This window comes from Novosphingobium sp. BL-S-34, assembly GCF_056857015.1.
The window spans coordinates 49,576-61,687 of the sequence record NZ_CM166473.1 but is presented as its reverse complement, the minus strand read 5'-3'; the positions used below and the strand labels follow the sequence as shown (position 1 = coordinate 61,687).

The 12,112-nt window shown below is 68.2% G+C and carries 9 protein-coding genes; 5 read left to right on the top strand and 4 right to left on the bottom strand.

What is annotated here, in order from left to right; genetic code table 11:
• Positions 1–81 precede the first annotated feature (81 nt).
• The 3 genes from AC1VV3_RS14695 to AC1VV3_RS14685 are packed head-to-tail and all read left to right on the top strand — an operon-like array spanning position 82 to position 4,075.
• Positions 82–1,251 carry a pyridoxal phosphate-dependent aminotransferase gene (locus AC1VV3_RS14695; RefSeq protein ID WP_132268891.1) on the top strand — a complete coding sequence of 390 codons (1,170 nt, stop codon included), beginning with the start codon at positions 82–84 and terminating at the stop codon, positions 1,249–1,251.
• Positions 1,248–2,783 (top strand): S10 family serine carboxypeptidase-like protein, encoded by a 1,536-nt coding sequence (locus AC1VV3_RS14690; protein ID WP_482962651.1) that lies wholly within the window; start codon positions 1,248–1,250, stop codon positions 2,781–2,783. Before AC1VV3_RS14695 ends, AC1VV3_RS14690 begins: the two co-directional genes overlap by 4 nt.
• The gene (locus AC1VV3_RS14685) at positions 2,780–4,075 is read left to right on the top strand and encodes an APC family permease (protein WP_482962650.1); all 1,296 of its coding nucleotides are present in this window, start codon (positions 2,780–2,782) and stop codon (positions 4,073–4,075) included. Before AC1VV3_RS14690 ends, AC1VV3_RS14685 begins: the two co-directional genes overlap by 4 nt.
• A 53-nt stretch (positions 4,076–4,128) precedes the next feature.
• On the opposite strand, the gene AC1VV3_RS14680 is transcribed toward AC1VV3_RS14685, so the two are convergent.
• Both AC1VV3_RS14680 and AC1VV3_RS14675 read right to left on the bottom strand, forming a co-directional pair.
• A complete protein-coding gene (locus AC1VV3_RS14680) occupies positions 4,129–6,213 on the bottom strand; it encodes an amidohydrolase family protein (RefSeq protein WP_482962649.1) in 2,085 nt (694 codons plus the stop codon).
• A gap of 2 nt (positions 6,214–6,215) precedes the next feature.
• On the bottom strand, positions 6,216–7,196 hold the full coding sequence (locus tag AC1VV3_RS14675) for an ornithine cyclodeaminase family protein (protein WP_482962648.1): 981 nt from the start codon (positions 7,194–7,196) through the stop codon (positions 6,216–6,218).
• A gap of 145 nt (positions 7,197–7,341) precedes the next feature.
• On the opposite strand from AC1VV3_RS14675, the gene AC1VV3_RS14670 reads away from it, so the two are divergent.
• Positions 7,342–7,821: an Lrp/AsnC family transcriptional regulator gene (locus tag AC1VV3_RS14670; protein ID WP_243654400.1), complete on the top strand. Its 480-nt coding sequence runs from the start codon at positions 7,342–7,344 to the stop codon at positions 7,819–7,821.
• A 115-nt stretch (positions 7,822–7,936) separates the two neighbouring features.
• Entirely contained in the window at positions 7,937–9,655 is a 1,719-nt protein-coding gene (locus AC1VV3_RS14665; RefSeq protein ID WP_482962647.1) for a M61 family metallopeptidase, read from the top strand.
• Positions 9,656–9,667: 12 nt separating this feature from the next.
• Here the strand turns inward: AC1VV3_RS14665 and AC1VV3_RS14660 are convergent, their stop codons facing one another.
• A complete protein-coding gene (locus AC1VV3_RS14660; protein ID WP_482962646.1) occupies positions 9,668–10,903 on the bottom strand; it encodes an NAD(P)/FAD-dependent oxidoreductase in 1,236 nt (411 codons plus the stop codon).
• A gap of 2 nt (positions 10,904–10,905) precedes the next feature.
• On the bottom strand, positions 10,906–12,108 hold the full coding sequence (pcaF, locus tag AC1VV3_RS14655; RefSeq protein WP_482962645.1) for a 3-oxoadipyl-CoA thiolase: 1,203 nt from the start codon (positions 12,106–12,108) through the stop codon (positions 10,906–10,908).
• Between the last annotated feature and the right edge of the window lie 4 nt (positions 12,109–12,112).

Sequence of the window (12,112 nt, the reverse complement as noted above, 5' to 3'; positions counted from 1 at the left end):
TTCCGGCGGCGCTGGGGAACATTCCCTTCCCGGCGCCGCCGCCACCCGACGCACTCGGCATTACCCGGCAGATACGAGACAATGGCTTCCCGCCCAGACGACCAGACCTCGCAGTCCTACGCCCAATGGGTCAGGCGCTCGATCATCCGGAACAGCAATTCCCGCAGCCTCCTCGTCAGCCTGTTCGAAAGCTCGGTCCCCGAGCCGCGCGACCTGCTGCGCGACGTGCTGCTCGAAGGCTTCGAGGCGGGCATGACCTCGCGCTACGCCAGCACTTTCGTGAAGGGCAATCCCTACCTCGTGGCCGCGCTGGCGCGGGACTACGGCGTGCGCGAGGAACAGGTGCTGACGACCACCGGCGCCACGGGGGCGCTGTCCCTGATCTACCGCGCGCTGCTTTCGCCGGGCGACCGCGTGCTGGTGGAGAACCCCAGCTTCGAACTGTTCGGCAACCTGGCTCAGGCCAGCGGCATCGCGGTGGACACCTTCGAGCGCCCGGCACCGCGCTTCGCCATCGATCCGGGCGCGGTCGAGGCCGGCCTGCGACCGGAGACGCGGATGATCGTGATCTCCAACCTGCACAACCCTTCGGGCATGGCGGTGGACGATGCCACGATCGCCGCGCTGGGAGAGATCGCCGAGCGGCACGACCTCCTCGTCGTGGTGGATGAAGTCTACGCGCCTTACGCCGGAACGCGGATCCGCCCGGCCGCCTCGCTCGGTGCATCGCCGCGGCTGGTCTCGGTCAACAGCCTGACGAAGATCTTCGGTCTCAGCACCTTGCGCTGCGGCTGGATCGTCGGGGACGAGAGCGTGGTCAATCCCGTGCGCGAACTGGCGCAGGAGGTGGACTTCGCGATCTCGAACCTCGCTCACGCAGTATCCGCGCTCATCGTCGAGCATCCCGCGCGCTTTCTGGACAATACGTTCTCCGTGCTGGCCAAGGCGCGGCCGATCATCGAATCCTACCATGCCTACTGGCTAGCCGAGGGCCTGGCCGAGGGCGAACTGCCGGAAAGCGGCTGCATCGCCTTCCCCCGCCTTGTCGGGATCGGGGATACCGAGCGCTTCTCCGGCTGGCTTTCCGATCGCTGCGGCGTACTGGTGGCGCCGGGGGAATATTTCGGCGCGCCCGGACATGTCCGCCTCGGCTTCGCCATGGAGCCGTCGCGCCTCGATTACGGGCTTCAGGCCCTGACCGACGGCCTCATCACCTATCGGGAACATAACAAGCAGCTGGAAACGCCATGAAGTTCACGCCGCCGCAGCCCTTCGGTCGCAAAAAGAAGTCTCCGCTGCGCCTTTCGGTGCTGACGGGGATCGCACTGTCAGCGGCGTCTGCCGGACCCCTTCCGACGCTCGCGGCCGCGCCGCCGGCCGAACGGGTCCTCATCGATGCGCGGGTATCGCAACCCGATCCCGCGCATCCTGTCCGCGCCGAGCTGGGACTTGTCCCTGTTTCAGCCGGCGCGGACAGTTCCCCGGCCACGGCCGGCTACCTCTCCTATTCGCGCAAGGTCGCCCGTTCGGCCGAGAGGCCGGTGATCTTCGCCTTCAACGGCGGCCCCGGCGCCTCTGCCGCCTATCTGCACATGGGGCTGCTCGGCCCCGTGCTCGCCCATGTCCCGCAGGACCCGGCGAGCCGCGATGCCCGCCCCGGCGGCATCGGCCCCGGCCCCGCCAAGCTCTACGACCTCGGCGACGTAGTGTTCATCGACCCGCCCGGAACGGGCTTTTCCAGCCGCCCGGAAGGGGCAGCCGCGGCGCCCTACAACACCGTGGAGGGCGATGCCAACGCCGCCGCCGACCTCGTGCGGCAATGGCTGCGCGGCCATGACCGCCTGGGGGCGCCGGTCTATATCCTGGGCGAGAGCTACGGCACGATCCGCGCCGTGGCCATGCTCGATGCGCTGGACCGGCAGGGCCTTGGGAAGAACGTGCGCGGGGTGGTCCTACTGGGCCAGGCGCTCAACATGATCGAGACCTCGCAGCGGCCCGGAAACGTGGTGACTTATGCAGTGTCGCTGCCGACGCTGGCGGCCATCGCCTGCTATCACGGCATGGTGAAGGCCCCCTGCACGCCCGAAAGCGTGACGGCGCAGGCCGCCCGCTTCGCCCACGAGGAATACCTGCCCGCGCTCTACCTTGGCCGCGACCTGCCGCAGGCCGAGCGTGAACGCCTGGCCGCGCGACTGGCCGAACTCACCGGCATTCCCGCCGGGTTCTACCTCGCCAACGACTTGCGCATCTCCAAGGAGCGCTTCCGCGTCGAACTCCTGCGCGCGCAAGGCAAGGTCATGGGCCGCTACGACGCGCGCTACCTGGCCGACCGGCCCGACAACGTCACGACGATGATGCCCGGCGATCCGTCCTCGTCGATCTCCGAGGCTTTCGGCCAGGCGATGAAGGACTATCTGGCCGGCACGCTCAAGGCGCCGGGCGCCGATGCCTACAAGGTGATCGCGCGCTTCGAGGGAAGCTGGAGCTACGGCGCCGAGGATTCGCCTTTCGCGGACTGGCCGTTCATGGCCACCGTGGAGCGCCACGCCGCCAGCAACGCCTGCCTGCGCCTGTTCGTCGGCACCGGGATCTACGACACCACCACCACCATCGGCGCGGCCGATTACCTCTTCGCGCAGTCCAGCGTGCCCCGCGAGCGCTATCGCAACGCCCGCTACGTCGGTGGGCACGTCTTCTACTCCGATGACGGCAGCCGCGCGCGGTTCCAATCCGACCTTGCCGAATTCATCGCGGCCGACGGCTGCCGGGGGGCGCGCAAGTGAGCGACGCGGAACAGGCCCTGCGCAAGGGCATCGGTCTCTGGGGCGTCGTCTCGCTCGGCCTGGGGACGGCGGTGGGCGTGTCGATCTTCTCCGCCGTATCCCCCGCCACCGGGCTGGCCGGGCCGGGCATGCTGCTCTCGGTCGTGATCGCGGCGCTGCCGATGTACCTGATCGCCGTCAGCTATGCCTATCTCGGATCGGCCGATCCGGTATCGGGCGCCAGCTTCGTATGGCCTTCCCGCTATCTTCATCCCACCCTGGGCTTCTTCATCGCCTGGATGCGCATCATCGCCAACATGGGCGCCATGGTCGTGCTGGCGCTGGTGCTGGTACGCTATGTCTCGATGCTGGTGCCGCTGCCGGTCAAGCCGACGATGTTCGCGGTGCTGGTATTGGCGCTGCTGGCGAACCTCGTGGGCGTCCATGTCGCCGCCCGCGCGCAGACCGCGATGGTGGCCGCACTGATCGTGCTGTTCGGCCTGTTCGTGGCCTGGGGCGGCTTCACGGCGTCGGAACCGGCGCGGCTGGAACCGTTCCTGCCAAAGGGCTTCCACGGCGCGCTCGCCGCCGCGCCGCTGCTGATGGGCCTGTTCTTCGGTATCGAAGCCGCGACCGAAGCCGGCGGCGAGGTGGCGAACAGCCGCCGCAACATCCCGGCCGGCATCGCGCTCGCCATCGGCTCGGCCACGGTGCTCTACGTGGCCGTCGCCTTCGTGGCGCTCACCGTCCTCGGGCCGGAAGCCCTTGCCGGCAGCGAGGCGCCGATCCTCGACACGGCCAAACGCTTCATGGGGCCCCTGGCCGTGCCGGTCATCATGCTGGCCGCCGTCGCCGCGATCGGCACCAGCCTCAACGCGATCTTCACGATGTTCAGCCGCAGCCTCTTCGCCATGGCCGAGGCGGGCGTGCTGCCGCGGATCATCGCCCGCGTGCATCCCCGCTCGCACGTTCCGCACATGGCCTTGTTCGCCGTCTTCGGCATCGGCTGCGTGGGACTGCTGATGCCGATGGAGCTGACGTTCCTGTTCCTGGCCGTGAACATCCCGAACCTGGTGAAATACGGCAGCATCTGCCTTTCCGCCGCCCGCGTCGCCCATGGCCACCCGCAGCTTCACGAAGGCGCGGGCTTCAGGCCGGCGCGCCGGACGATGGTGGTCCTGGGCCTGGCCGGCGCGGTCTGCGCGCTCGGCCTGATCGCCGTGGGCCTTGAGGCGGACTGGCGGCCCTACGTGCTGTTGCTGGTCTGGGGCGGCATCGGCGCGATCTGGTATTTCGCCCGCCGGGACCGTTGATGAAGGCGCCGGGCAGGCGGCCGATCGCCCCCTGCCCGGCGCCCTCTACCGGCTCAGAACGCGAGGTCCTCGTGGGCTTCGGCGCCCGATCCATTGGTCAGCGCCACCGGCTTCGCCTCGGCCACGGGCGCTACGATCCGGGGCGCCTCGGCAAAGGGCTTCACCCCCACCTCGCGCCAGATTTCCGAGGGCAAGTAGACCGTCCCGCCCTTCACCACCATCGCCATGCGATGGATCGCCGACAGGTCTTCCAGCGGATTGCCGTCCAGCAGCACGAAGTCGGCATACTTGCCCTTCTCGACCGAGCCGTAGGACTGGTCGCGGTGCATGTAGCGCTCGGGGCCAAGTGTGCCGATCTTCAGCACTTCGGCTGCGGGCAGCCCGGCCTCGGCATAGATCTGCAATTCGCGGTGGACCGACAGGCCGGTGCCATCGTCGGTTCCGGGCAGGAGCGTGATGCCGCGCTTGTACATGTCCAGCAGCAGCGCCTTGATCGTCACGAAGGCGCCGTCGTAACCGGCGGCATCCTCGGGCGTCTTGATCGGGGCGATGCCCTGGCGGCGATTGCGCTGCACGCCCACCGGCAAGTGATCGAAATACCGCGCCACCGCCGGGCTGATCCTGCCGTCGCGGCTCATCATCAGCAGTTCCAGCGTCACCGCCGTGGGGTCGAGCGCGATGTGCTTCGCCTGCATCGTATCGAGCGTGGCGGCGACGCGCGGAGAGGCAAGGTCCAGCCCCGCCGTCCGGCGCATGGCCGTGAGGCGCAGCGGCGTGCGGGTGTCTTCCCTGGGATCGAGCACCCAGCCCAGCATCAGCTGGTTGATATGGGTCACTTCGTCATAGCCCGCCGCGATCATGGTATCGGCATTGGTGAAGGCCGGGATGTGCCCAGTCACGCCCATGCCCAGGCGCTTCGCTTCCCGGACCACGCCGGGCACCCATGCGGGATTGAAGCTGTTGTAGATCTTCACCTGCCAATAGCCGCGCGCGCCGTACCAGCGTACCGCGTCCAGCGCTTCCGCCTCGCTCCCCGCGATGAAGCCGTTACGCGAGCTGTAGGGGCTGCGTCCTTCCAGGAAGCCGTTGCGCACGATGCGCGGCCCGGCCACTTCCCCCGCATCGATGCGGTGCGTCAGGTCGATCAGGAAGGCGTTCTCGTTGCCCATGTCGCGCACGCTGGTCACGCCCGAGGCGATGTAGAGCAGGGCGGACTGGAGCGAGACGTGGGCATGCATGTCGTGCAGGCCGGGAATGACCACGCGGCCCGCACCCTCGACCGTCGCCTCGCCGGGTGAGGCAGGGCTGTCCAGCGGCTCCACCGAGGCGATGCGATCCCCGAAGACCACCACCGAGACCGGATCGCCGATCTTGCCGCTCGCCGGGTCGAAGACGCGCACGTCGCGGATGCGGATCGGTGCGGTATACGTGTGCGCGACCTTCTTCTGGATCGCGGCGAAGCGCTCGGCCGAACGCACGGCCGCGATCTTCGCCAGTTCCCCGGCGAACGAAGAAAGGTCCTCGCGCACCGTGGCATTCGTGGGCGAATAGGCCGCGACGAGCGCGCCCTTGTCGTCGAGCAGGATCGCGCTGGGCGTCAGGCCAATGCCCTTGACCAGGAACGCGCGATAGGCCGTGCCACCCAGCGTGACCGACGCTTCTTCCTCCAGCGAGAGCGTTCCCCCCGGTGCCGCTGCGAGCACATGGTCGGCATCGGCCAGCAGCGCGCGGGCATAGAGGCCGAGCGAGAACGGGCTGCCCTCCTGCGCCACGTAGAGCGTGGGCACCCTGGCCGCCATCGCGCCCTTGCCGGTGGTGTCGACCCAGGACAGCCGCTTGCCTTTGGCCGTGAACTGCTCGTCCACCTTGTTGCCGAACGTCGACGTGCCCTGCAGGGTCCAGCTCGTGGGCAGCCCCTGCGCGCCCAGCACGATCGTCTCGTGCATCGTCGGGCCGCGGCCGTTGCTCTTGACGTCGTGGTCGATCGAGACGGTATCGCCCTCGATATCGGCCAGGACATGGCCGACGTTCTCGCCATTGTCGATCACCGCGAAGCGCTGGGTCTCTGCATGGAGGGCGGCGGCCGAAAGCGCCAGGGCGGAACAGGCGAGCCAGCGCAGGCCGGCGGTCGGTCTCATCGTCATCGGTTCTGGGTTCCGTGGGTCTTGTGGCTGTGTGCTTCGTAGAGATGGGCGGCCGATGCCAGGTCCTGCACCGCATGGCCTAGCGACTTGTAGACGGTGATTTCCTCGGCGTTGCGGCGCCCGGCCACCTGGCCCAGCAGGACTTCGCCGATCTCCGCGACGATATGCGCGTCGTCCACCAGGCCGGCTTCTTTCGCCACCAGGAACTCGGCGGCGGCATCGCGGGCGGAGGCCTTGCTGTCGGCAATGAAGCGAGAGGCGACGACCAGCGCATTGTCCACTTCCACCGGCCCCGGTCCGCTGGAGCCGACGACGTTGACGTGCGTGCCCGGTCGCAGCCAGGCGCCCAGCAAGATCGGCTGGCGCGCACCGGTGAGCGTGCAGATGACGTCCGCCTCGCCCGCCGCCGCTTGCGCGTCCAGCGCCACTTCCACCGGCAGGCGGTCCTTCCAGGCGTCGACCACGTCCTGCGCCCTGGCCGGATCGCGTCCCCAGATCAGGATCCGCGAAAAGCGGTGGACCAAAGGCAGGGCTTCGAGGTGCGAATGGACCTGCCCGCCCGTGCCCATCAGCAACAGCACTTCGGCATCGTCCCGCGCCAGCGCCGCCGTGGCGACGGCGGTGGCGGCGGCCGTGCGGATATGCGTGATCTCCTCGGCATCGGCCACGCAGACGGGGCGGCCTTCCACGGGTTCGAACAGCGTCACCACCCCGCGATGGCGGCGCACGCCGGGATTGCCGGGCTCCGCGAAGACGCTGATGAGCTTGGCGCCGAACATCCCCTGTTCGGACAGCGCTCCAGGCATCAGCCCGAAAGTCCGCCCTTCTCCCATGTGGATCATGGTGCGCAGCAACTGGCGGGTTTCTCCCAGCGACAGCGCCTTCATCGCCTCTCGAACAACCGCGATGCAAGAGGGATAGTCGAGCAACGCGCGCACGTCCTTCGCATCGAAGATCGCCAGTTCGCCTCGTTTCATAGAATGACCCGTCCCTGTTGCCGATTATCGGTTTGCGTCGAGCATCAGTGATAGCGCTACGCCTGGAAATATCTCCGCCTTTATTGCGCTCGATCCGGTATGCGTGGCATGTTCAAACCAACAAACCATAAAAGGGAGCATAATCTTGCCCGCCGAACTTGACCGGCTCGACATGAAGATCCTCGATCGCCTCCAGATCGACGCCTCGGAATCCTCCAGCGAAATCGCCGACCGCGTGGGGCTGTCGCAATCGCCCTGCTGGCGCCGGATGCAGCGGCTGAAGGAGGAGGGCTACGTGCGCCATACCGTGGCCGTTCTCGACCGCGAGAAGTTCGGCGAGAGCATGTTCATCTTCGCCCAGCTCAAGATGTCCCGCCTGTCCGACGAGGACCGCGACCGCTTCGTCCACGCGGTGGAGGCCACCCCGGAAATCCTGGAAGCCTATACGCTGTTCGGGGAGATGGACGTGATGCTCAAGGTCCTCGCGCCGAACATCGCCTGGTACCAGAACTTCACGTTCCGCACGCTGCTGCGCCTGCCCGGCGTGGAGGATGTGCGTTCCACCGCCACCCTGTCCGAACTGAAGTGCACGCACCGGCTGCCGCTGCCCTCGCTGCCGGGCTGACCGCAAGGCGGAGCCCGCCGCCGATCGCAGCGACGAGCATATTTCATGCGCGCCGGCGGGCCGGCACCATGCTCTTTGCACATTATCCTTCGGAACGGACTGTTAGCCTCGTGCCATGACCTTGCATCGCATCGCCTTCATCGCCGCGCTTCCCGCCGTCCTCATCGCATCGGCGCCTTTCGCGGCGGCGCGGGCAGACGATGCGCCCGATCTCTCGATTACCCTCGCGCCCGTCGCCGATCCCCGGGGCGCGCTTACCCGCATGGATGTCGCGATCCGTTTCGAGGCCCCGCCGCAGGGCGATGCCCTGGCCGCGATCGCCCTCACCGCGAACACCGTCGAGACGTCTGCCGGCCATATGGAAGCGCTGGCCTTTTCCGATGCGAAGGGCGCCCTGCCCGTGGAAGCGCGGGACGCGGCCAGGGACGGCGACAACCGGGACCGGACGTGGAAACCGCTGCGCCCGGTCGAGGGTGCCGTCACCGTCTCCTACCGGCTGGCGATCGATCCCGCGCAGCCGGAACAGGCCAAGCCGCAGTACGAACTGCGCGCCAGCGACGGCGGCCTGTCCGGCGCGGGCAACGCCTTCCTCGTCCTCCCTGCCGACACCCTGCCGCGCGACCTCGTCGTGCACTGGGACCTCGCGCGCGCCGGCAAGGACGCGCGCGGCGTTTCCAGCATCGGCGTGGGCGACAGCCTCAGCAGCCGTCCCCTGCGGGCGGACCAGATCGCCGGCGGCTACTACATGGCCGGACAGATCGGCACATATGCCAAGGGCACGTTCTTCGGCACCTGGCAGGGCCGTTTCGGCTTCAACGGACCGGACCTGATGGACTGGGCCGCCCGGCTCCAGGCCTTCTACGGCACGTTCTTCGACCAGCGCCCGGCCAGCTTCGGTGTCTTCGCGCGGACCAACCACGTCAATCCCGGCAGCGGCATCGGCCTGACGGACAGCTTCGCCTTCACGTTCAGCGAAAAGACCCCGATCGCCGATCTCGAAAGCCTGCTGGCGCACGAGATGGTCCACGCCTGGATCAATTCGCTCAGCGATTCCATGGATGCGCCCGGCGGGCTGGGGCTTTCCTGGTTCGGCGAAGGGCTGGCCGTCCACTACCAACGCATCCTGCCCTTCCGCGCGGGGCTGATCTCTTCGCAAGCCTTCCTTGACGATCTCAACTCCACGGCGGGCCGCTATTACACCAATGCCCTGATCGCCACGCCGAACGCGCAGATCGCCGAAGGCTTCTGGAAGGATACGCGCATCCGCGTGCTGCCTTACGATCGCGGCTCGCTCTATTTCGCCTCGGTGGACGCGCAGATCCGCGCTGCCTCGCAGGGCAAGCGCTCGCTGGACGATCTCGTCCGCCACATGCTGGCGGAGCGGCGCGCAGGCCGGCCGATGGACCTGGCGCTCTGGAAGAGACTGCTCGGCCAGGAACTCGGCGCGCGGGGGCTGGCCGATTTCGACGCCATGCTGGCAGGCGGCACGGTTTTGCCGCTTTCCGATGCCTTCGGTCCCTGCTTCGAACGCGTGACGCGCCCGATGAAGCGCTTCGATCTCGGCTTCGATCCGCTTATCCTCGTCACCAAGGACCGGATCGTGGCGGGGCTCAAGCCGGGTTCCAACGCCGAAGCGGCGGGATTGCGCAACGGCGACCGCATTCTCAACCGCTTCCCGCAGGATGCTCTCCAGGGCGACCAGAAAGCCGAAGTCACGCTGGAGGTCGAGCGCGGCGGGCAGCAGCTTCGCATCGTCTACCTGCCGCGCGGCGAAACGGTGCCCGGCACCTACCAGTGGCAGGCCCGGGCAGGCACCGACTGCGCCGCCCGGTAGCCCCGGCGGCGTTCACCCGGCGAGCAGTTCCTTGAGCGGCTTTTCCTTGTCGGCCAGTGCCGCGAGATCGGGTTTGGCGCCCGCTTCCACCAGCTTGCGGCCCTGGACGTAGTCCTTCACCGCGTTCACGCAGTCGAGCGCCAGGACCTTGCCTTCCTTGAGGTAGATCACCGAGAAGCTGCGATCCTCGGGATTGCCGCGGATCACGGTCTGGTCGAAGCCCAGGTTGATCCCCGCCGTCTGCAGCCGCAGGTCGTACTGGTTGGACCAGAACCACGGAAACGCCTTGTAGGGCTTGGCATCGCCGCAGATCGCCTTGGCCACGCAAGTCGCCATGTCGTTGGCGTTCTGCACCGATTCCACGCGCATCACCGTGCCGCCCGCAAAGTCGCAGGCGAAAGCCGCGCAGTCGCCGATGGCATAGATGTCCGGCAGCGAAGTGCGGCAATATTCGTCCACGTCCACGCCGTTGGCTCCGGCCGCGCCGGCCAGGATCAGCGGCCCGACCGCCGGGACGATGCCGATGCCCACGATCACCGCCTCTGCGCCCAGGACTTCGCCGCCGGCAAGCTGCACGCCGGTGACCTTGTGGCCATCGCCCACCAGGCAATCGACCGCGACGCCCGTGCGCAGGTCGACGCCGTGCGTCCGGTGCTCGTCTTGGTAGAATTCCGAGAGCGGCTCCCCGGCCACGCGCGCCAGCACGCGCGGCAACGCTTCCAGCAGCGTGACCTTGAGGCCCATCTTCGAGAGCACTGCCGCCGCTTCGAGGCCGATGTAGCCGCCGCCGATCACGACCACGTTCTTCGTGCCCGCATCGATTTCGGCCATCAGCGTGTCGCAATCCTCGCGGGTGCGCACGGCATGGACCCCGGCCAGATCCGCGCCCGAGCACGACAGCCGGCGCGGATCGCCGCCCGTGGCCCAGACCAGCTTGCCGTAGCCGTAAGTCTCACCGTCCGAGAGCACGAGTTCCTGCGCCGCCGGATCGACTTTGGTCACTTCGGTGCCGAGCTTGAAGGTGATCTCCTTCTCGGCCCAGAACGTCGGCGGGCGGATGTAGAGACGGTCGAAGGTCTTCTCGCGCGCGAAGTATTCCTTGGAGAGCGGCGGCCGCTCGTAAGGATGCTCCGGCTCGCGGCCGATGACGGTGATGGTCCCCTCGAAACCGTTCTGGCGAAGGGCGATCGCGCATTGCGCACCGCCGTGCCCGGCTCCCACGATAACGACGTCTGCACGCTCCGCCATGGTCACACGCGCTCCAGCAGCACGGCCAGGCCTTGCCCGACGCCGATGCACATGAAGGCCAGCGCCAAGCGGCCGCCGGTGCGATGCAGTTCCTCCACCGTCGAAAGCGCGATACGCGCGCCGGACATCCCCAGGGGATGGCCCAGTGCGATGGCGCCGCCATTGGGATTGACGCGCGGGTCGCCGGGATCGATGCCGAGATCGCGCAAGGTGGCGATGGCCTGGCTGGCGAAAGCCTCGTTCAGCTCGATCACGTCAAGGTCGTCCACGCCCAGCGCATGACGCGCCAGCACCTTGCGCGCCGCCTCGATCGGGCCTGCACCCATGATGCGCGGGGCGATGCCCGCAGCCGCCATGCCGACCACGCGGGCGCGCGGGGTGAGGCCGTGGCGTTTCGCCGCCTCCGCGCTGGCGACCAGCATGGCCGCCGCGCCGTCGTTGAGGCCCGAGGCATTGCCCGCCGTCACGGTGCCGTCCGCCTTCACTACCGGCTTGAGCTTCGCCAGCGCTTCGAGGCTGGTGGCGCGGAGGTGCTCGTCCTGCGCGAAGATCACCGGATCGCCCTTGCGCTGCGGGACCGATACCGGAACGATCTCGGCGGCGAACCTGCCATCGGCCTGCGCGCGCGCGGCCTTTTCCTGGCTGGCGAGGGCGAAACGGTCCTGCTCCTCACGGCTCACCTGCCACTGCTCGGCCACGTTCTCGCCGGTCTGCGGCATCGTGTCGACGCCGTAAGCCGCCTTCATCGCCGGATTGACGAAGCGCCAGCCCAGCGTGGTGTCCTCGATCTTCTGGTCGCGGCCGAAAGCGCTGCCGGCCTTGCCCATGACATAGGGCGCCCGGGTCATGCTCTCGGCGCCCCCGGCAATGAGAAAGTCCGCATCGCCGCCGCGGATCGCCTGCGCCGCCATGCCCAGCGCATTGAGGCCCGAGGCGCACAGCCGGTTGACGGTCACGCCGGGCACGCCTTCGGGCATCCCGGCCAGCAGCACGGCCATGCGCGCCAGGTTGCGGTTGTCCTCGCCCGCCTGGTTGGCGCAGCCCAGGATCACATCGTCGATCGCGCCCCAGTCGGCATCCGGGTTGCGCGCCATCAGCGCCTTGAGCGGCAGCGCGGCAAGGTCGTCGGCGCGCACGGCGGCAAGCGAGCCGTTCAGCTTGCCGATAGGGGTGCGCACGGCGTCGCAGATGAAGGCTTCGGCCATGATC